A 20,466-nucleotide genomic window follows, 5' to 3' on the forward strand; every position below is an offset into this window, starting at 1 on the left:
CGGTCCTTGACATCGTATCGAACGGGTGTTCGACTGGGTGGGTGCGATGGCAGAACCAGAACCCGGCAGCCGACGACGGCGCGCTTCCAGGGCTGGAGCGTGCCGGTTTCGTCCGCAGCGTGCAGACGCCGGAATTCGAGGGCGTCACCTTTCACGAGGTGCTGTGCAAGAGCGCGCTGAACAAGGTGCCGCAGCGATCGGCGGTGCCGTTCGAATGGACGATCAATCCGATGCGCGGCTGTTCGCACGCCTGCAGATACTGCTTCGCCCGGCCCACCCACGAATATCTGGACCTCGACGCCGGCCGTGATTTCGACACCCAGATCGTGGTCAAGACGAATGTGGCCGCGGTGCTGCGCCAGGAACTGCGCCGTCGCTCGTGGCGGCGCGAGCCGGTCGCGCTGGGCACCAACACCGATCCCTATCAACGTGCCGAGGGGCGCTACCGCCTGATGCCGGGGATCATCACCGCCCTCACCGACGCGGGTACGCCGTTCTCGATTCTCACCAAGGGCACGTTGTTGCGGCGAGACCTGCCGCTGCTCGCGCAATCGGCCCAGGTGGTCCCGGTGAGTCTGGCGGTGTCGATCGCGACGGTCGATGACGAACTGCACCGCGCGGTCGAGCCGGGTACGCCCGGCCCGCGGGCCCGGTTGGACCTGGTGCGCGCGCTGGCCGAGGCCGGATTCGACGTGAACGTGATGGTGGCTCCCGTCATTCCGTATCTCACCGACGACGTCGCCCACCTGGACCGGTTGCTCGGCGCGATCGCGGCATCCGGCGGGGCGCGGGCCACCGTGCTGCCCATGCATCTGCGCGGCAGTACCCGAGGCTGGTTCCTGCAGTGGCTGGCCGAACATCACCCGGCGCTCCTGCGGCGATACCGGCAGTTGTACGGTCGTGGGGCGTACGTCACACCGGAGTATTCTGCGTGGTTACGGCAGCGGGTGGACCCGCTGCTCACCCGGTATCGGCTCGACCGGCACCGGGAACGACCGGCACGGGGCCGGGCCGCGGGCCCCTCCGAGCCGGGCGATGACATACAGGCACTACGGTCCGACCCGCAGTTGGCGTTGTTCGGTTGATCGCTCCGCCGGATACCGGCGGACCCACCGGCCCCTGGGGGCCCGGCCGCGTGCGGCCGAAATTCGTTGTACCGCATGCTCGGCGGGTTGTTCGTTCCACGGATTCTCCGGCGAGCCGCGGAGTAACTTGGCGTGTGGTACCTCATCCCTACGAGGAAGTGATGCAGGCGCATGGTGTCGAATCAGGGCGTTGACGTCCCCACCGGCAGCGAAAAATTGGAGAAGGTCGTCATCCGCTTCGCCGGTGATTCCGGCGACGGTATGCAGCTGACCGGAGACCGATTCACCCACGAGGCGGCCGCCTTCGGCAACGACCTCGCCACCCAGCCGAACTTTCCGGCCGAGATCCGAGCACCCCAGGGCACGCTCCCCGGGGTGTCGTCGTTCCAGATCCAGATCGCCGACTACGACATTCTCACCGCGGGCGATCAGCCCGACGTACTGGTCGCCATGAACCCGGCCGCGCTGAAGGCGAACATCGACGATCTCGCACGGGGCGCGACGGTCATCGTCAATACCGACGAGTTCACCAAACGCACCCTCGCGAAGGTCGGCTACGAGCGAGATCCGCTGACCGACGACAGCCTCGGCGACTTCGTGGTGCACCGGGTGCCGATGACCTCGCTGACACTGGCCGCCACCGAACCGGCCGGAGTCGGCAAGAAGGACGGCCAGCGCGCGAAGAACATGTTCGCCCTGGGGCTGCTGTCGTGGATGTACGGCCGGCCGCTCGGCGGTACCGAAACCTTCATGCGCGAGAAGTTCGCGGCCACGCCGGAAATCGGCGAGGCGAACGTTCTGGCGTTCCGGGCCGGCTGGAACTACGGCGAAACGACCGAAACCTTCGCCACCACATACGAAGTCGCGCCCGCCGCGTTGCCGCCGGGCACCTACCGGCAGGTCACGGGCAATACCGCCCTGGCCTACGGCGTGATCGCGGCCGGGCAGCTGTCCGGGCTGCCGGTATTCCTGGGCACCTATCCGATCACGCCGGCCTCCGACATCCTGCACGAGCTGAGCAAGCACAAGAACTTCGGCGTCACCACCTTCCAGGCCGAGGACGAGATCGCGGGAATCGGTGCGGCACTGGGAGCTTCGATCGGCGGCGCACTCGGCGTGACCAGCACCTCGGGTCCCGGGCTGGCGCTCGAGAGCGAGACCATCGGGCTGGCGGTGATGACGGAACTGCCGCTGGTGATCATCGACGTCCAGCGCGGCGGGCCCTCGACCGGTCTGCCCACCAAGACCGAACAGGCCGATCTGCTCCAGGCGCTGTACGGGCGCAACGGCGAATCACCCGTCGCCGTGGTGGCGCCCCGCTCACCGGCGGACTGTTTCGCGGCCGCGGTGGACGCGGCGCGGATCGCTCTCACCTATCGCACTCCGGTGCTGCTGCTGTCCGACGGCGCCATCGCCAACGGATCCGAACCCTGGTCGATTCCGCGGGTGTCCGACCTCGAGCCGATCGACCCGGCATTCGAACCACCGGTGGAAGACGGCGCCGCGGCCGGGGCACCGTTCCAGCCCTACGCGCGCGACCCGGAAACCCTCGCCAGGCCGCTGGCCAGGCCCGGCACCGGCGGCCTGGCCCACCGGATCGGCGGCCTGGAGAAGGCGGACGGCAGTGGCAACATCTCCTACGATCCGGCCAACCACGAACTGATGGTCCGCCTGCGTCAGGCGAAGATCGACGGCATCGCGGTGCCCGACCTCGAGGTCGACGATCCCGACGGCACCGCCGAATTGCTGCTGATCGGGTGGGGCAGTTCCTACGGCCCGATCGGTGAGGCGTGCCGGCGGGCGCGCCGCCGCGGCGTACCGGTCGCGCAAGCGCATCTGCGGCACCTCAATCCGCTCCCCGCCAATACCGGCGACGTCTTGCGGCGCTATCGCCGGGTGGTGGCGCCGGAGATGAACGGCGGCCAGCTGGCGCTGCTGCTGCGCGGCAAATACCTGGTCGACGTGCAGCCGTGGACGAAGGTGGCCGGGACCGCCTTCTCCGCCCAGGAGCTGGTCGGCGTCATCGACGCGGCACTGGACGGATCCATCGGCGAGCTGGAACAGAACAAGGCCTTCGATGCCCGGGCCCGGGCGACCTACCGCACGACAGGGGGATACCGATGACCATCCTCGACACCTCGCTCATCGGCGCCGATCTCGGCCTGACCGGCGTGTCCGGAGTACCCGGCGCCGAGGGGCCGCAGAAGGTCAAGGACTTCACGTCCGATCAGGAGGTGCGCTGGTGCCCGGGATGCGGTGACTACGTCATTCTCGCAACCGTCCGCGGCTTCCTCGCCGAGCTGGGGCTGCGGCGGGAAAACCTGATGTTCGTCTCGGGAATCGGATGTTCCAGCCGATTCCCGTACTACCTCGACGCCTACGGCATCCACTCCATCCACGGTCGCGCCCCGGCCATCGCCACCGGACTCGCGGTGACCAGGCCGGATCTGTCGGTCTGGGTGGTCACCGGCGACGGCGACGCCCTCTCGATCGGTGGCAATCACCTGATCCACGCGCTGCGCCGCAACGTGAACATGACGATCCTGCTGTTCAACAACCGGATCTACGGCCTGACCAAGGGCCAGTACTCACCGACCTCCGAATTGGGGAAGGTGACCAAGTCGACGCCGCTCGGTTCGATCGACCATCCGTTCAACACAGTGTCGGTGGCGCTGGGAGCGGAGGCGAGTTTCGCCGCGCGCGCCCTCGACTCCGATCGCGCCGGCCTCACCGAGGTGCTGCGCGCCGCGGCCGAACACCGCGGGACCTCGTTCGTGGAGATCCTCCAGGATTGCCCGATCTTCAACGACGGCTCCTTCGACGCCCTGCGCCGCGACAACGCCGAATCGCACCTCATCCGCTTGCGGCATGGGGAACCGATCCGCTTCGGCGCCGACGGTGAATTCGCGGTGGTACGCAACGGCTTCGGGCTCGAGGTCGTCGCGACCGCGGAGGTCGCCGAGAGCGAGATCGTGGTGCACGACGCCCACTGCGAACGATCCGAATACGCCTATGCGCTCTCGCGGTTGACCTCTCAGGACCTGACTCACGTTCCGATCGGCATCTTCCGCGACGTCACCCGCCCCACCTACGACGACGGGGTCCGTGCGCAAACCGCGGTGGCCGTCGAGCGCAAACCGGTTGGACCGCAGTCGCTTCAGGAGCTGTTGAACGGCAGGGAAACCTGGACGGTCGGCTGAGCCGGCCGGGCCGGCTCAGCGGTCGGCGACGAAGGCGTCGACCAATTTCTGGCACAGGTCCGCGAAACGGCTGCGGTCGGCCTTCTGTGCGTCGGTGAGTCCGTCGGTGCCGCCGGGGGAGTACACCACCAGATGCACATCCTGATCGGGTGTGGCTCCCAGGAAGTCGAGCAGGGTGGATCCGCCGTTGCCGTCCTTGGGCATGCCCAGATCCGCTGCCGCCAGCTTCTTGGCGTCCTCGGCGGCGGCGTGGACGGCGTCGAGGGAGACGTGTCCGTTGCGCTGCTGCGGCGCCTTGTCGGCCGGACGATCCGGATCGGCGGCGTCGGGGCTGTCGACCGCATGCCCATCGGAATAGACGAGCAGCGTCGGGGCCGGGGTCACCCCGGCGTGCTCCCCGCCTGGGATCGTGGTCAGCGCCACCGACAGTCCGGCCGCGGGTTCGTCGGCCACCGCGGTCATCGCGGTCATCGCGCCGCCGGCCACCGTCAGCGCCGCGGCGCATACCACCACGGCCGCCCGCACACCCGGCAATCCTCGTCTCGCACCGCCGAATTCCCGCACAGTGTTCACTTCTGCCCTCCACCCGTCTCGGTCTCGCCGACCATTGTGAACCGCACCGCTACCGACATCCGAGCGGCCCGCCCGCTCGAAAAGCTCGCCGCCCACGCTCAGCGCAGGGCCGGCGGATTGTTCAGATCCGCTGCCGAGAAGGTGTCACACGCTGCGACCTGGCCGTTCCGGTAGCCGGTCAGGAACCATTTCTGCCGTTCGGTGGACGAACCGTGCGTCCATCCTTCCGGATTCACCCGCCCGGTGGCGGCCTTCTGGATCCGATCGTCGCCGACCGCCGCCGCGGCGGAGAGCGCGTCTTGGATGTCGTTGTCGGACAACGGCTTGAGCAGCGGCTGAGATCCGCCGGGCGCCGGTGTCTTGTCCGCGTAGCTCGCCCACAGGCCCGCGTAGCAATCGGCCTGCAATTCCAGGCGAACCGATCCCGAGTCGGGGCCTTTGGGATCGCGCTGGGCACGGCCGCTGTCGCCCAGCAGGTTCTGGATGTGGTGCCCGAATTCGTGCGCCACCACGTACTCCTCGGCGAGCGGACCACCCGCCGCACCGAACTTGTCCCGCAGTTCCTGGAAGAACCCGGTATCGAAATAGGCCTTGCGGTCCGCTGGGCAGTAAAAAGGTCCGACCGCGCTGGTCGCATTGCCGCATCGAGTGTTGACCGAGCCGGTGAACAGCGTCACACCGGGCTTCGTGTACTGCACTCGGGTCTGACGCGGCAGCACCCCGCCCCAGACGCCGTCGAGACTCTGCGCGGTCAGCACCACCCGGCACTGCGCATACCGGTTCGCGTCACCGTTGGTTTTGCAGACGGAGGTGTCGACACCGCCGGTCTGCGTTCCCGATGTTCCGCTGCCGAGCAGATTGCCCGGATTTACGCCGAACAGCACCGCCAGAATCAGCACGATCAGGCCACCGCCACCGCCCAGGGCGAGTTTGGGACCCATTCCGCCTCCGGTGGAGACCCGGTCCGGATCGATATCCATACCTTCGTTGAAGGTCATCGTTGCTGCTCCTGTGGATCGAGTGGGCTGCTCGGCGCTCGGTCAGCCGAAACAACCTTTACAGCTTTGCATGAGCGCACGCGGCTCGAGGGCCGAGTGGCTTTCGTGTCCGCCGAGTGCCCCGACGGCGGATCCCGCGGGCGCGACGGCGGATCCGCGGGTGCCCGCCGTCGGGTCCGAGGCGTGCGCGACCCGGCGGGACGCGGGAGCCGGATATCGGTTTCCGTCCGCCGAACCTGTCTCACTACCATGGGGGCGCACCAGGTCATCCCGCGCCCGGTGCACCGTGTCGTCGAAAGGAATCCCGTGCTGCGCACCCACTTGGCTGGTTCGCTGCGAAGCGAGCACGCCGGTCTGACCGTCACCCTCACCGGCTGGGTGGCCCGGCGGCGAGACCACGGTGGCGTGATCTTCATCGATCTGCGCGATGCGTCGGGGGTCGCGCAGGTGGTCTTCCGCGAGGGTGAGCCGGCCGAGCAGGCCCACAGGCTGCGCGCGGAGTACTGCGTGCGGGTCACCGGTGCGGTCGAGGCGCGTCCGGACGGCAGTGAGAACCCGAACCTGCCCACGGGTGCGATCGAGGTGAACGTCACCGAACTCGAGGTGCTCAACGAGGCCGCGCCGCTGCCGTTCCAGCTCGACGAGCAGCCCGGTGAGGAGGCGCGCCTGAAGTATCGCTACCTCGATCTGCGCCGCGAGGGCCCCGCCCACGCCATCCGGCTGCGATCGAAGGTCAACGCCGCGGCCCGCGAGGTGCTGGCCCAGCACGCGTTCGTCGAGGTCGAGACCCCGACGATGACGCGGTCCACCCCCGAGGGCGCGCGTGACTTCGTGGTGCCCGCACGCCTGCAGCCCGGCAAGTTCTATGCCCTGCCGCAGAGCCCGCAGCTGTTCAAGCAGTTGCTGATGGTCTCCGGTGTGGAGCGCTACTACCAGATCGCCCGCTGCTACCGCGACGAGGATTTCCGCGCCGACCGCCAGCCCGAGTTCACCCAGCTCGACCTGGAGATGAGCTTCGTGACGCAGGAGGATGTGATCCTGCTGGCCGAGGACATCCTGGTCGCGCTGTGGAAGCTGATCGGCCACGAGATCCCGACCCCCATCCCGCACATGACCTACGCCGAGTCGATGCGCCGCTACGGCACCGACAAGCCCGACCTGCGCTTCGGCATCGAGATCACCGAATGTGCCGAGTACTTCAAGGACACGCCCTTCCGGGTCTTCCAGGCGCCGTATGTCGGCGCGGTGGTGATGCCGGGTGGGGCGAGCCAGCCGCGGCGCCAGCTCGACGCCTGGCAGGAGTGGGCCAAGCAGCGCGGGGCCAAGGGTCTGGCCTACATCCTGGTCGGCGAGGACGGCACCCTCGGCGGCCCGGTCGCCAAGAACCTGTCCGACGCCGAACGCGAGGGGCTGGCCAAGCACGTCGGTGCCGCGCCGGGCGACTGCATCTTCTTCGGCGCCGGAGACGAGAAGTCGAGCCGGGCGCTGCTGGGCGCGGCGCGTGGCGAGATCGCGCGCAAGTGCGGCCTGATCGACGAGGACGCCTGGGCGTTCGTGTGGATCGTGGACGCGCCGATGTTCGAACCCGCCGCTGACGCCACCGCGAGCGGTGATGTGGCCCTCGGGCATTCGGCCTGGACCGCGGTGCACCATGCGTTCACCTCGCCGAAGCCGGAGTCCATCGACACCTTCGACACCGATCCCGGCTCGGCGCTGGCCTACGCCTACGACATCGTCTGCAACGGCAACGAGATCGGCGGCGGCAGCATCCGCATCCATCGCCGCGACGTGCAGGAGCGGGTGTTCAAGGTCATGGGCATCAGCCACGACGAGGCGCAGGAGAAATTCGGATTCCTGTTGGACGCCTTCGCCTTCGGCGCGCCGCCGCACGGTGGTATCGCCTTCGGCTGGGACCGCATCACCGCACTGCTGGCCGGAGTGGATTCGATCCGCGAGGTCATCGCGTTTCCGAAGTCCGGCGGCGGTGTGGACCCGCTGACCGACGCGCCGGCCCCGATCACCGCGCAGCAGCGCAAGGAAGCCGGCCTCGACGTGGTGCTCGACGAGCACGGCAAGCCGAAGACCACGTAGGTCCGATCCGCGAACCGATTCGATCCGAACCCGTGAGCGCCGCCGTGGTTGGGGGCAGCCGCGGCCGCGAACCGGTTAGTCTGCAGATCGTCCGGCGCCACCCGGTGCCGGACGATCTGCAGACGACAGGGGATTGAGGTGCTGCACCTGCGGGCGGTGTGCCCACCGGAGTCGACCGACGCCGCGGTGACCGCGCTGCGGTCCGAGCCCGGCGCCACGCTCATCACCGTGCAGCGCGGCGCCTCGGTCGAACCGCCCGGTGATCTCGTGCAAGCCGATATCGCGCGCGAGTCGGCCAACGACGTGCTGGCCGGTCTGCGCGGGCTGGGCATCGGCGACTACGGCGGCATCATGCTCTCCCCGGTGGAAACGGTGCTGTCGACACCGGCCGACCGCGCGGTCGAGGCGGCGCCGGGCGATCCGTCGGATGCGATCGTCTGGGAGGAGTTGCTCGCCCAGACCCACGAGGAATCGACGCTCAGCCCCACATTCCTGTCGTTCATCACGATCGCGTGCCTGCTGGCCGTCGTCGGTGTGGCCACCGATTCGCCGGTGACGGTCGTCGGCGCCATGGTGGTCGGCCCCGAGTTCGGGCCGCTGGCCGCCATCGCGGTCGCGGTGGTGCGCAGGAACTTTCGCCTCGCCCGCCGCTCGATCCTGGCCTTGCTGATCGGCTTCCCGGTGGCGATGGGGATCGCGACACTGGCCTCACTGGTGTGGGAACAGTTCGGCTGGATCACCGTCGACCGCATCCACGCCATCCGCAACGTGGACTTCATTTACGAGGTGGGGCCGTTTTCGCTGGTGGTGGCCCTGCTCGCGGGTGCGGCGGGGATGATGTCGCTGGTGACCGCGAAGTCGGCGGCGCTGGTCGGCGTGTTCATCTCGGTGACGACGATTCCGGCCGCGGGTTTCGCCGCGGTGGCCGCCACCGTCGGCGAATGGCACAAGGCCTTCGAGTCGATCGGCCAGCTGGGCGTGAACATGGTCGGCATCGTCGTGGCGGGCATCATCGTGCTGCAACTGCGTCCCCATCACGGGCACGCGCTGGGCCCGCCACGTCCGAAGCGGCTGAATGTGCTGGCGCGCTGGTGGTCCGGCGACGACCGCTGAGGCCGGCGGCCGGCTCAGGCGATCAATCCGCCGGTGAGCATCCGGTAGGAGTAGGTGACCGCGATAACTGTGAGCGGTCCCACCACCAGCAGGCCGATGCCGCACAGTGCGGTGGCGACGATCGTCAGCGCGGCGACGGTCAAAGCCAGCAGCAGCGTCGGGACGAAATTCGAGACCACCAGTTGCACACTGGATTTGATCGCGCTGAACGGATCGAGGTCCTGGTCGATGACGTAGTGCAGCGAGAACATGCACAGATAGCCGACTATGAGTGCCGGCACGATACACAACACCGCGCCGACGCAGGCCGCCACGAAGACGAGCAGCGCGGTGATCAGCACGTTGCCGGCGTTGACGAAGCCGAAGAACGACGCGAAATCCGGTGGTGTGCCGTCGGTTTCGTACAACGCGCCGCGAATCATCGCCGCCTGTAGCAGCCAGACCACGACCGCCGCCAGCAAGCCGATCAGCATCACCGGCATCAGCGAGTTCATATGCGTGACGTTCACCACCACCGTCACCATCAGGTAGGCGACGAATCCGACGAGCGTGATCGCGACCCAGGGAATCGGATTGGCGCGGAAGCGATCCCACGCGAAGCTGAGCGCCCGGCCGATATTGAGGCCCGGTGCCGCGGCGTAACCCGGTCCGCCGGGGTATCCCTGCGGTGCGCCGTAACCGGGCGCCCCCTGCGGCGGCATGCCGGTATCCGGTGCGCCCCAGGTCGGATCGGCGGGCGGCGGATAGGCGCCCGGCGGGACGCTGCCGGGAGGACCGTAGGTGGGTCCGGGCTGTCCCTGCGCTCCGGGCGCCACGGGGGGCACCCCGCTCTGGCTGACCGGCGGCGGCTCGCCCGGCGCCCCGCCGTACTGGGAGGCGCCGTACTGCGGTGCCCCGGTGCCCTCGAACTGCGGATATCCCGTGGCTCCGGCCATTTCGGGCCGGCCCGGCGTTGCGGGATGTTCGCCTGTTCCGCCGACGGGCCGTGCGGGACCGGTGGGATGCTGCCCGGGCCGGCTCTCCGGTCGCCGTTCACCGCCTTCACCGGTGTCGCGGGGTGCGGACTGCGGGGAGTCGGTCATCGTCGGACCTTTCGAATCACCTGGGTTCTGGTGCGGCACACTGCAGTTGAGATTTCGACACAACCGGACACGGCCGGGCGTGTCAAGCGACGGGCCGCGGTATCCGGCCGGATCCGCGACCCGGCCGACGATGAGCGTAATGAGCATCTCGGTCCGGTCGCAGCCGCTCGGCGGGGACACGCCGACGACGCGCGAAAGGTTGCCGAACCGCTCGCTGAAAGTGACCTGGAGCGAGTAACTTGGTTTGCGATGACCGCACTATTGGCCGAACGCGCCGCCGAAGTCGTGTCCGCGGCACAACAGTTGCTCACGAAGCGCATGGGTGCTGCGGTGAAGCTGAGCGATCCGATCGAACTCAGTGGCAGTGGCAGGACGACGGTGCTGCGCGTACGCGTAGCGGAGAACTCGTTCTCACTTCCCCGTACCCTGATCGTCAAGCAGGTCCGTGGCGCCGCACAGGAGCGCCGGATCGGCGGTTTGGCGCCCGGGGTCGCGAGTATCGATTCGGCGTTTCTGCGTGAGGCGGTGTCCTACCAGTTCACCACCGCGCTCAGCAGCGAGCACCGTCCCGGCGCCTATCTGCTGGCGCACAGCCTGCCGGATCGGCTGCTGATCCTCAGCGATCTGGGCGAGAACATGTCGCTCACCTCGGTGCTGCAAACCGGCGCCGAACCCGCCACCCGCAACGCCCAGATGGCGTTCGCGCAGGCACTGGGCCGCATGCACGCCGCAACGGTCGGCCGGGAGGCCGATTTCGTGGCGCTGCTGCGGCGGGTGGAGGTGGTGCACCGGGTCGACGGCATCGCCCAGCAGGCCGAGGCCGCCATCGGTGAGGTCCCCGGAATGCTGGCGCGTGAGGTCGGCATCGACGTGCCGGGCGAGATCGCGGAACGCATCGTGCGGGGCAATCGCCTCTTCTCCGCGGGCCGCTTCCGCGCGTTCAGCCCCTCCGACCTGTGCCCCGACAACGTGATCCTCAACGACGAGGGCGCTCGGTTCCTCGACTACGAATGGGGCGGTTTCCGCGACGCCACGCTCGATATCGCCTACGCGCTGGTGTCGTTCCCCGGCTGCCTCTGCGACTTCGAGCTCTCTCGCGAGCGGGCGCATCAGATGGTCGAGGCCTGGCGCTCGGAGGTCGTCGGCGTGTGGCCGGCCCTCGCCGACGACGATCTGCTCGCCGAACGCATCCTCGAGGCTCGGCTCATCTGGGTCTGGCTGACGACGTTCTGGTTCCTGCCCGCCGATCACACCCGCATCGCCGCGGCCCGCGAACACGGACTGTCGGTGCCGCGCTCGGCCGCCCTGATCAATCGCTGGGCCGCCCTCGCGGAGGACGCGCGCTGCACCGGCGACGACACGCTCGGCGACTTCGCCGAGCATGTCTCCGCCACCCTCGAGGAACTCTGGGAGGAGTGACTCAGCGGGCCGGACGCGGCCCGACGATCGAGGCTCGTTCCATGATCCGGGTCTGCGGCCAGTAGTCGCTGGCGGCATAGTGCTGCACGGCCCGGTTGTCCCAGAACGCGACGGTGTCGGGCTCCCAGTGCAGCCGCACCTGGTGTTCGGGGTAGTCGGCCTGGCGGCAGAGCCGGTCCAGCAACTCGCGGCTCGCCTCGGGATCCATGCCGTCGATGCGGTCCACGAAGATCCGGTTGACGTAGAGGTGGCGGCGTCCGGTCGCCTCGTGCGTGCACACCACCGGGTGGCTGACCGGCGGATGTTGTGCTCGCATCGCCTCCTGCGCCTCGGGCGTCTGCCCGCGGCCGAATGCCCGGGTGTAGTCGTGGGTCGCGGTGAGGTCGTCGATCTCGGCGCGGGTGTCGGCATCGAGCGCCTCGTAGGCGGCGTACATATCCGAGAACAGGGTGTCGCCGCCCATCTCGGGAACGGCGACGGCGTGCAGGATCGCGCCCATGGACGGCTGCGGCCGCCACGTCACGTCGTGATGCCAGATGTTCTCGACCCCCGCGATGGTCGGCGTCTTCTCGAAGCGGACCAGTTCCGGCTGTTCGGTGTTGGACGGAATGAACGGATGCACCTCGAGCGTGCCGAAGCGCGCCGCGAACGCGACATGCTGCCCGGCCGTCAGCGGCTGATCGCGGAAGAACAGCACCTTGTACTCGTGCAGTGCCCGGCGCAGTTCGGCGATCACCTCCGCGGGCAGCTCGCGGGTCAGGTCCACGCCGCTGATCTCCGCGCCGAGGGTGACGCCGGCCTGCCGGGCGTCGAAATGCTGCCAGCGCAGCGCGGCCAGGCGGTCACGCTCGGCGACCAGATGGGTGAACGGGCCCGCGATCAGCGGAAATCCGGGCAGTTGGAAAGAGCTCACGCCGTAGTGGGCGACCGGTTCGGTCTCCGTGGCGGTGGTGTGCGTCATGACGTTTCCTTCGGCGATCGGGCGACTGTAGTCAATTGACTACACCGGTATTCGCTACTGTAGCCCGATGTCCGAGAACCCGCCATCGACTCCGCGTCGCGACGACTCCGGCGCCGGACCGGTCGGTCGTGCGGCGGTCGTCGCGGCGGTCACGGAGGCCGCCGCCGACCTGTTCGCCGAGCGCGGCCCGGCCGCGACCTCGATCCGGGACATCGCCGACCGCGCGGGGGTGAACCACGGCCTGGTGTTCCGGCATCTCGGTGCGAAGGACAAGCTGGTCGGGGCCGTGCTGAGCTATCTCGGCGAACAGTCGGGCGCACTGGCCGCCGTCGGACAGCTCACCGCCACCGATCCCCGGCTGCGCCGGCATCTGACCGTGCTGGCCCGCTGCATCCTCGATGGCTATCCGGTCGGTGAGCTGCAAGAACAGTTCCCGGTGATGGCGATGCTCATCGAGAATCTCCGGCCGCAGATGGCCAGCGACCGCGCCGCCGGACTGGCGGTGGCACATCTGGCCGCGTTCGCCATGGGCTGGCAACTGCTCGAGCCTTTCCTGCGCAGCGCCGCGGGCCTGCGCGAGCTGACCGACGCCGAACTGCGCGCGTCGATCGAGGCGCAAGCCGCGCGGATTCTGCGTCCCGACCCCGCCTCGTCCTGAATGTCGGTGCTCATCGGTACCGTCGAGGCGTGAGCGAAGGGTTGTTCGATGCGCCGGAGGTGGAGGAGTCGTCCGGCATCTCCACCGCACTACCGCCGGCGGGCCGGATGTCGCCGCTGGCCGTGCGCATGCGGCCGGCGAGCCTGGACGAGGTGGTCGGCCAGCAACATCTGCTCGGCCCCGGATCACCGCTGCGCCGGCTGATCGAAGGATCGGGCGCGGCATCGGTGCTGCTCTACGGCCCACCCGGGACGGGCAAGACGACGTTGGCCGCTCTCATCTCGACCGCCACCGGCCGTCGCTTCGAGGCGCTTTCGGCGTTGTCGGCGGGTGTGAAGGAAGTGCGGGCGGTCATCGACCTGGCGCGCCGGCGGCTGCTCGCGGGGGAGCAGACCGTGCTGTTCATCGACGAGGTGCACCGGTTCTCGAAAACCCAGCAGGATGCCCTGCTGGCCGCGGTGGAGAACCGGGTGGTGCTGCTGGTCGGGGCGACGACGGAGAACCCGTCCTTCTCGGTGGTGTCGCCGCTGCTGTCGCGCTCTCTGGTGCTGCAGCTGAAGTCGTTGTCGGACAACGATATTCGCACCGTGCTGCGTCGCGCGATCGACGACGAGCGAGGCTTGGCCGGGCAGTACACCGTCACCGAGGCGGCGCTCGACCACATCGTCCGCATCGCCGGCGGCGACGCGCGCCGATCGCTCACCGCCCTGGAGGCCTCGGCGGAATCGTCGCTCGACGGCACGGTGGACGTGGATCTGGTGGAGGCCAGTGTCGACAAGGCCGCGGTGCGCTACGACCGCGCCGGCGACCAGCACTACGACGTGATCAGCGCGTTCATCAAATCGCTGCGCGGGTCGGATGTCGACGCGGCGCTGCACTACCTGGCCCGGATGATCAGTGCGGGCGAGGATCCGCGCTTCATCGCGCGGCGATTGATGATCCAGGCGTCCGAGGACGTCGGCATGGCCGATCCCACCGCCCTGCAGACCGCGGTCGCCGCCGCGCAGGTGGTCCAGCTGGTCGGTATGCCGGAGGCGCAGCTGGCGCTCGCGCACGCGACCATCCACGTCGCCACCGCACCCAAATCGGGTGCGGTCGCGGCGGCCATCGGCACGGCCATGTCCGACATCGCGGCGGGAAAGGCCGGCGCGGTGCCGCCCCATTTGCGCGACGGGCATTACGCGGGCGCGGCGAAACTCGGGAACGTGCAGGGTTACAAATACCCGCACGATCACCCGGACGGGATCCTCGCGCAGCAGTACCCGCCCGACGAACTCGTCGGCGCCGACTACTACACCGCGACCGATCACGGCTACGAGCGCGAGATCGGGCCGCGGGTCACCAAGTTGCGCCGCATCGTCCGAGGTCGCTGAGCCGGGTGCGCGCCGCACGACCGCTGAAAACCGGCTGGACCGCGCCCGGTAGGCTGGATATTCGTGCAGACCCACGAGATCCGACGGCGTTTCCTGGACCACTTCGTCCGTGCCGGCCACACCGAGGTACCGAGTGCCTCGTTGATCCTGCCGGACCCGAACCTGCTGTTCGTCAATGCGGGCATGGTGCAGTTCAAGCCGTATTTCCTGGGCCAGGAGGCGCCGCCGTTCTCGCGCGCGACCAGCGTGCAGAAGTGCGTGCGCACCGGCGATATCGAAGAGGTGGGCGTCACCACCCGCCACAACACGTTCTTCCAGATGGCGGGCAACTTCTCCTTCGGTGACTACTTCAAGGAAGGTGCGATCACCTTCGCCTGGGAGCTGATCAGCAAATCTCAGGAGGAGGGCGGATTCGGCTTCGATCCGGAGCGGATCTGGGTCACTGCCTACGAGAGTGATCCCGAGGCCGCCGAGATCTGGCATCGCGTCGCCGGAATCCCGAAGGAGCGCATCCAGTTCCGCGACGGCAAGGACAACTACTGGGACATGGGCGTGCCCGGTCCCGGCGGGCCGTGCTCGGAGATCTACTACGACCGGGGACCGGAATACGGCGCCGAGGGCGGTCCGGTCGCCGACGAGGATCGCTACCTCGAGATCTGGAATCTCGTATTCATGCAGGACATCCGCGGCGAGCAGAGCCCCAAGCTGGGCTATCCGCCGGTCGGATCGCTGCCGAAGAAGAACATCGACACCGGCATGGGCATCGAACGCGTGGCGATGCTGCTGCAGGGCGTGGACAACGTCTACGAAACCGATCTGCTGCGCCCCATCATCTCCAAGGCCGAGGAGCTGACCGGCAAGAGCTACGGCGTCGAACACGCCGACGATGTGCGCTTCCGGGTCATCGCCGATCACGCCCGCACCTCGGCGATGCTGATCGCCGACGGCGTCAATCCCGGCAACGACGGCCGCGGCTACGTGCTGCGCCGGCTGCTGCGCCGGATCGTGCGCTCGGCCCGGCTGCTGGGTGCCGACAAGCCGGTGATCGGCGAATTCATGAAGGTCGTCAGCGAGCTGATGTCGCCCTCGTACCCGGAACTGGCCACCGATTTCACCCGCATCGAGACCGTCGCCGTCGGTGAGGAGACCGCCTTCCTCAAGACGCTGAGCACCGGGTCGAAGCTGTTCGACGACGCGGTCGCCGAGGTGAAGGCCACCGGTGGGCGCACGATCGCGGGCAGTGAGGCGTTCACCCTGCACGACACCTACGGTTTCCCGATCGATCTGACCCTGGAGATGGCCGCCGAAGCCGGGCTCGAGGTCGACGAGTCGGGCTTCCGCACGCTCATGGCCGAGCAGCGGCAGCGAGCCAAGGACGATGCGCAGGCGCGCAAGCACGCGCACGCCGATCTGTCGATCTACAAGGAACTGGTCGACCGCGGCGCCACCGAATTCACCGGCTTCGACGAACTCGCCACCGAGGCACGGGTTCTCGCCCTCATCGCCGATGGTGTCCGGGTGCCCACCGCGACCGCCGGGCAGGACGTCGAGGTCATCCTCGATCGCAGTCCCCTCTATGCCGAATCCGGTGGTCAGATCGCCGACCGCGGCACCCTCACGGCATCGGGCACAGAGTTGCGCGTCAACGACGTGCAGAAGATCGCCAAGAAGTTGTGGGTGCACAAGACCACCGTCGAACGCGGTCAGATCACCGAGGGCGATGCCGTACTGGCCCAGGTCGATCCGGCGTGGCGGCGTGGCGCCACCCAGGGACACTCCGGCACGCACATGGTGCATGCCGCGCTGCGGCAGGTGCTGGGCCCGAACGCGGTGCAGGCCGGTTCGCTGAACAAGCCCGGCTATCTGCGCTTCGACTTCAACTGGCAGGGCCAGCTCTCCGAGTCGCAGAAGGCCGATATCGAGGCCGTGTCCAACGATGCGGTGGGCTCGGACTTCCCGGTGAACACCTTCGTCACCGATCTGCCCAAGGCCAAGGCGATGGGCGCGCTGGCGCTGTTCGGCGAGAACTACGGGTCCGAGGTGCGCGTCGTCGAGATCGGCGGGCCGTTCTCGATGGAACTGTGCGGCGGTACCCACGTCGAACACTCGTCGCAGATCGGGCCGATCACGCTGCTCGGCGAATCGTCGGTCGGTTCCGGCGTGCGCCGCGTGGAGGCCTTCGTCGGGCTGGATTCCTACAAGTACCTGGCCAAGGAGCGAGCCCTGCTGGCCGGCGTGGCCGCCTCGCTGAAGGTGCCCTCCGAAGATGTGCCGGCCCGGGTCGAGCAACTGGTGGAACGGCTGAAGGTCGCCGAGAAGGAACTCGAGCGCACCAAGGCCGCGGCCGTGCTCTCGCAGGCGGGTACCTACGTCGAGCAGGCGCAGCGGGTCGGCAAGGTGCTGCTGGTCGCGGCCGCCGCCCCCAAGGGCGTCGGCGCGGGCGATCTGCGGACCCTGGCCACCGATATCCGCGGCCGCTTCGGCAGCGAGCCGGCGGTGGTCGTTCTGCTCGGAAATGCCGACGGAAAGGTGCCGTTCGTGGTCGCGGTGAACAAGCCCGCCCAGGAGCTCGGCGTCAAGGCCGGTGAGCTGGTCGGCAGTTTCGGCGCGAGTATCGCGGGCCGCGGCGGCGGTAAGCCGGAGATGGCGCAGGGCGCCGGCTCCGATCCGTCCGGTATCGAGGCCGGCCTGGCCGGCGTGCGCGCACGGGTGGCCGAGATCGCCGCCTGATGGACCATTCCGAGAATTCGGAGCCTTCGGAACCGGAGCCGTCCCGATCGGGGGCGGCTCCGGAAGCCGGGGCCGCCCGGCCGGACGACATCCCGGCCGAACGCCCCGACGCGCGGACCGATCCCGGCCGTGGCCGGCGGATCGGCATAGACGTGGGGACCGTGCGCATCGGAGTCGCCGCGAGTGACCCGGACGGGATTCTGGCGACCCCGGTGGAGACGGTGCCGACCGTCAAGGGTGGAAAACGCGGTCCGGCAACCGATCTGCTCCGGGTAGCCGAGATTGTGCGGGAATACGAAGCGGTCGAGGTTATCGTCGGTCTACCACGCACATTACGTGGGGCCAGCGGCTTGTCGGCGCAGCTGGCCGCCCGGTTCGCGCGACGTTTGCGGGACATGATTCCTGGTGTGCCGATACGACTTTCCGACGAACGTTTGACTACGGTGTCAGCTGCACGTGCATTGCGGGACAGTGGAGTTCGCGCGCGCGGCCGGCGGCAGGTGATCGACCAGGCGGCCGCCGTGTCGATCCTGCAAGGGTGGTTGGACGAACGGAGTGCGGTGTTGAACTCGGCCGGTGCAGACGAGGCCAGGTGGTCGGATGAGTGACCGCTGGTCCCGGGCCGGAGAACGATCGCGCCGGCGCGCCGACGAGCAGCAGCGGCGCTACCGGCGTGGCGGTGCGCATCGCAGCGCCACCGACGAGTGGGACGACTACGAGGACGACGACACCGCCGTCATCCCGCGGTACGTCGATGAGGACGAGCCGGCCGCGCACGACGCCGACACCGCCGCCGGGTACGACGCTCGCTACGATCACGAGCTCGCCGACGCCGGATACGCGGATCCCGATTACGCCGATCCGGAGTACGCCGACGACTACGCCGAACCGGGGTACGAGCGGACCGGCGGCAGCGGCCATCGGTATCGCCGCGACGAGTACGACTCCGAAACCGATATCGAACCGATCTCCGACGACGAGCCGGAACCTGCGCCCACGGCCGCCAGGCGCGGCGCCCGGGCGAGTGCGGCCTCGCTGCAGCAGGCGCAGCGGGGAAGCCGGCGCGGTTCCGGCGGCAAATCCACGGGCAGAGCTCAGGCTCGCGCCTCGGGCCGACCGGCACGGTCGGGCTCGTCCGGTGGGCGCAGCCGCCGCACCCGCGTGGCCTCCCGCAAGGCGGCCGAGCGGCAACGTCGTCGCCGGAATCTGCTCGTCCTGGGGTGTGTATTCGTCGTCTTGTTCGTGGTGGCCGGTGGTTACGCCGGATACAAATTCATCCGCTCGATGGGCGGACCCGAGGATTTCGACGGACCGCCCGGCCCGCTGGCCGTGGTCCAGGTGCACACCGGTGACACCGCCGAACAGATCGCGCAGACCATGGTCGAAAGGGGTGTCGTCCGTAGCAGCGGGGCCTTCTACCAAGCGGCCGTGCGGAATTCGGGCATCACCTCGGTGCAGCCGGGCTACTACGCGGTGCCGACGCACAGCAAGGGTGCCGACGCGGTCGCGGCCCTGCTGAAGAAGACCTCCCGGGTGGGCAACGTGGTGGTCTCCGAAGGACGGCGGCTGCACGACTCCACGGATGTGAACACCGGCGCCCGCAACGAGGGCATCTACCGCAAGATCGCCGACGCCAGTTGCGTCGGGACCGGTGCGGACAAGAAATGCGTCACCTACGAGCAACTCGATGCCGCCGGGGCCACGGCCGACGCGACCGCGCTGGGGGTTCCGGCCTGGGCCGTCGACGCGGTGCGCAAGGTGCCCGATCGCACCCGCCAGCTCGAGGGCATGATCGCGGCGGGCACCTGGGATTTCGATCCGTCCGGCACGCCCGAGCAGATTCTGGCGCAGCTGGTGAGCGAGAGTGCCGCCGGTTACGAGACGACCGGGCTGCTGCAGTCGGGGGCGACCAACAAACTGAATCCCTACCAGACGCTGATCGCGGCCTCGCTGGTCGAACGGGAAGCGTTGCCGCAGGACATGTCGAAGGTGGCTCGGGTGATCGTGAACCGGCTCGCGGTCGATCAGCCGCTGCAGCTCGATTCCACGGTCAACTACACCCTCGACCGCACCGAGGTCGCCACCACGGATGCCGACCGTGCCCGCAAGACTCCGTGGAACACCTACGCCATGCCGGGGCTGCCGGCCACGCCGATCTCCTCGCCGTCGCTGGATGCCATGCGCGCGGTGGAGAATCCGGCGCCGGGACCGTGGCTGTACTTCGTCACCGTCGACAAACAGGGCACCACCATGTTCGCCGAAAGCTACAGCGAACATCTGCGCAATATCCAACGCGCCCAGCAGAGTGGAATTCTCGACAGTGGCCGATAACGGAGCGGGATCGCCGGACTCGGGACGTAAAGCGGCGGTACTGGGCAGCCCCATCGCGCATTCGCGGTCCCCGCAATTGCATCTGGCCGCCTATCGTGCGCTGGGGCTGGACTGGACCTACGAGCGCATCGAATGCACCGGCGAGCAACTGCCCGCTCTCGTCGACAGCTTGGATTCGTCCTGGGTCGGGCTGTCGGTGACGATGCCCGGCAAGGTCGCGGCCCTCGACTACGCCGGTGAGCGGACCGAGCGCGCCGTTCTGGTCGGCTCCGCCAACACCTTGGTGCGCACCGCGACCGGGTGGCGAGCCGATTGCACCGATGTGGACGGCGTGCGTGGCGCGCTACAGGGCGGCGGCGTGGAGACTGTGCGCCGATCGGTCGTGCTCGGGGCGGGCGGTACCGCGCGACCGGCACTGCTGGCGCTGTCGGAACTCGGCGCCGAGACGGTCACTGTGGTCGCCCGCGACGCCGAGCGGGCCGAGCCGACCCTCGCGCTGGCTCGCCGGCTCGGGATGGAGACCGAATTCTGTGGTTTCGACGCCGATCGGGTGCGCGCGGCGTGTGCGCGCGCCGACGCGGTGGTCAGCACGGTGCCGGCCCCCGGTGCGGCGGTGGTGGCCGATGCGGTCGCGGCGGCGCCAGTGGTGCTGGACGCGATCTACGATCCGTGGCCGACCCCGCTCGCGACGGCCGTGCGGCGTGCGGGGCATACCGTCGTCAGCGGGTTGCAGATGCTGCTGAATCAGGCTTACGGCCAGGTCGAGCAGTTCACCGGCCGGCCCGCGCCACGGGCGGCGATGGCGGCGGCTGTGGATCTCCGTGACTTCTAGAACCGGTTCCAATTCGATGA

Annotated in this window: 16 protein-coding genes; 12 read left to right on the plus strand and 4 right to left on the minus strand. The window is 68.7% G+C overall.

Going from position 1 to position 20,466, the window contains the following annotated elements:
- Positions 1 to 41: 41 nt before the first annotated feature.
- The 3 genes from NE2_RS06600 to NE2_RS06610 all read left to right on the plus strand — a co-directional run bounded on the left by NE2_RS06600 (position 42) and on the right by NE2_RS06610 (position 4,285).
- Positions 42 to 1,085 (plus strand): Rv2578c family radical SAM protein, encoded by a 1,044-nt coding sequence (locus tag NE2_RS06600; RefSeq protein ID WP_063024809.1) that lies wholly within the window; start codon positions 42 to 44, stop codon positions 1,083 to 1,085.
- A gap of 171 nt (positions 1,086 to 1,256) precedes the next feature.
- Positions 1,257 to 3,209: a 2-oxoacid:acceptor oxidoreductase subunit alpha gene (locus NE2_RS06605; protein ID WP_063024811.1), complete on the plus strand. Its 1,953-nt coding sequence runs from the start codon at positions 1,257 to 1,259 to the stop codon at positions 3,207 to 3,209.
- A complete protein-coding gene (locus NE2_RS06610; RefSeq protein WP_063024819.1) occupies positions 3,206 to 4,285 on the plus strand; it encodes a 2-oxoacid:ferredoxin oxidoreductase subunit beta in 1,080 nt (359 codons plus the stop codon). Before NE2_RS06605 ends, NE2_RS06610 begins: the two co-directional genes overlap by 4 nt.
- A 15-nt stretch (positions 4,286 to 4,300) precedes the next feature.
- Here NE2_RS06610 and NE2_RS06615 read toward each other — a convergent pair whose 3' ends face one another.
- Positions 4,301 to 4,858, minus strand: a complete 558-nt coding sequence (locus NE2_RS06615) for a hypothetical protein (RefSeq protein ID WP_063024821.1) — start codon at positions 4,856 to 4,858, stop codon at positions 4,301 to 4,303.
- A 98-nt stretch (positions 4,859 to 4,956) separates the two neighbouring features.
- Positions 4,957 to 5,856, minus strand: coding sequence for a KPN_02809 family neutral zinc metallopeptidase (gene ypfJ / locus NE2_RS06620; protein ID WP_030513956.1), 900 nt, complete (start codon positions 5,854 to 5,856; stop codon positions 4,957 to 4,959).
- Between the two features lie 306 nt (positions 5,857 to 6,162).
- Here ypfJ and aspS point away from each other — a divergent pair, with 306 nt between their 5' ends.
- A complete protein-coding gene (gene aspS / locus NE2_RS06625) occupies positions 6,163 to 7,947 on the plus strand; it encodes an aspartate--tRNA ligase (RefSeq protein WP_063025022.1) in 1,785 nt (594 codons plus the stop codon).
- Positions 7,948 to 8,085: 138 nt separating this feature from the next.
- Entirely contained in the window at positions 8,086 to 9,060 is a 975-nt protein-coding gene (locus tag NE2_RS06630) for a DUF389 domain-containing protein (protein ID WP_063024823.1), read from the plus strand.
- A gap of 14 nt (positions 9,061 to 9,074) precedes the next feature.
- On the opposite strand, the gene NE2_RS06635 is transcribed toward NE2_RS06630, so the two are convergent.
- The gene (locus NE2_RS06635) at positions 9,075 to 10,142 is read right to left on the minus strand and encodes a DUF2189 domain-containing protein (RefSeq protein ID WP_063024825.1); all 1,068 of its coding nucleotides are present in this window, start codon (positions 10,140 to 10,142) and stop codon (positions 9,075 to 9,077) included.
- A 249-nt stretch (positions 10,143 to 10,391) separates the two neighbouring features.
- Between NE2_RS06635 and NE2_RS06640 the strand changes: the two genes are divergently transcribed.
- On the plus strand, positions 10,392 to 11,561 hold the full coding sequence (locus NE2_RS06640; protein WP_030513960.1) for a phosphotransferase family protein: 1,170 nt from the start codon (positions 10,392 to 10,394) through the stop codon (positions 11,559 to 11,561).
- Between the two features lies 1 nt (position 11,562).
- Here the strand turns inward: NE2_RS06640 and NE2_RS06645 are convergent, their stop codons facing one another.
- Positions 11,563 to 12,522, minus strand: coding sequence for a TauD/TfdA dioxygenase family protein (locus NE2_RS06645; RefSeq protein WP_084493847.1), 960 nt, complete (start codon positions 12,520 to 12,522; stop codon positions 11,563 to 11,565).
- 67 nt (positions 12,523 to 12,589) lie between these two features.
- Between NE2_RS06645 and NE2_RS06650 the strand changes: the two genes are divergently transcribed.
- From NE2_RS06650 to NE2_RS06675, 6 genes are all read left to right on the plus strand, one after another.
- Positions 12,590 to 13,180, plus strand: coding sequence for a TetR/AcrR family transcriptional regulator (locus NE2_RS06650; protein ID WP_063024827.1), 591 nt, complete (start codon positions 12,590 to 12,592; stop codon positions 13,178 to 13,180).
- 29 nt (positions 13,181 to 13,209) lie between these two features.
- Positions 13,210 to 14,553 carry a replication-associated recombination protein A gene (locus tag NE2_RS06655; protein ID WP_084493848.1) on the plus strand — a complete coding sequence of 448 codons (1,344 nt, stop codon included), beginning with the start codon at positions 13,210 to 13,212 and terminating at the stop codon, positions 14,551 to 14,553.
- Between the two features lie 63 nt (positions 14,554 to 14,616).
- Complete coding sequence (gene alaS / locus NE2_RS06660) at positions 14,617 to 17,283, plus strand: alanine--tRNA ligase (RefSeq protein WP_063024831.1); 2,667 nt, start codon at positions 14,617 to 14,619, stop codon at positions 17,281 to 17,283.
- Positions 17,283 to 17,891 (plus strand): Holliday junction resolvase RuvX, encoded by a 609-nt coding sequence (gene ruvX / locus NE2_RS06665; RefSeq protein ID WP_084493849.1) that lies wholly within the window; start codon positions 17,283 to 17,285, stop codon positions 17,889 to 17,891. The genes alaS and ruvX overlap by 1 nt, the downstream gene beginning before the upstream one ends.
- Positions 17,884 to 19,614, plus strand: coding sequence for an endolytic transglycosylase MltG (locus tag NE2_RS06670; RefSeq protein WP_063024833.1), 1,731 nt, complete (start codon positions 17,884 to 17,886; stop codon positions 19,612 to 19,614). The genes ruvX and NE2_RS06670 overlap by 8 nt, the downstream gene beginning before the upstream one ends.
- Positions 19,604 to 20,446, plus strand: a complete 843-nt coding sequence (locus NE2_RS06675) for a shikimate dehydrogenase (RefSeq protein ID WP_063024835.1) — start codon at positions 19,604 to 19,606, stop codon at positions 20,444 to 20,446. Before NE2_RS06670 ends, NE2_RS06675 begins: the two co-directional genes overlap by 11 nt.
- Positions 20,447 to 20,466: the final 20 nt, after the last annotated feature.

The organism is Nocardia elegans NBRC 108235 (assembly GCF_001612845.1).
Taxonomy (GTDB): domain Bacteria; phylum Actinomycetota; class Actinomycetes; order Mycobacteriales; family Mycobacteriaceae; genus Nocardia; species Nocardia nova.

Bases quoted from the DNA above. Each gene is read 5' to 3' on its own strand.
- NE2_RS06605 (WP_063024811.1), top strand. From the start codon at position 1,257: ATGGTGTCGAATCAGGGCGTTGACGTCCCCACCGGCAGCGAAAAATTG.
- NE2_RS06610 (WP_063024819.1), top strand. From the start codon at position 3,206: ATGACCATCCTCGACACCTCGCTCATCGGCGCCGATCTCGGCCTGACC.
- ypfJ (WP_030513956.1), bottom strand. From the start codon at position 5,856: ATGACCTTCAACGAAGGTATGGATATCGATCCGGACCGGGTCTCCACC.
- NE2_RS06635 (WP_063024825.1), bottom strand. From the start codon at position 10,142: ATGACCGACTCCCCGCAGTCCGCACCCCGCGACACCGGTGAAGGCGGT.
- NE2_RS06640 (WP_030513960.1), top strand. From the start codon at position 10,392: ATGACCGCACTATTGGCCGAACGCGCCGCCGAAGTCGTGTCCGCGGCA.
- NE2_RS06645 (WP_084493847.1), bottom strand. From the start codon at position 12,522: ATGACGCACACCACCGCCACGGAGACCGAACCGGTCGCCCACTACGGC.
- NE2_RS06650 (WP_063024827.1), top strand. From the start codon at position 12,590: ATGTCCGAGAACCCGCCATCGACTCCGCGTCGCGACGACTCCGGCGCC.
- ruvX (WP_084493849.1), top strand. From the start codon at position 17,283: ATGGACCATTCCGAGAATTCGGAGCCTTCGGAACCGGAGCCGTCCCGA.
- NE2_RS06670 (WP_063024833.1), top strand. From the start codon at position 17,884: ATGAGTGACCGCTGGTCCCGGGCCGGAGAACGATCGCGCCGGCGCGCC.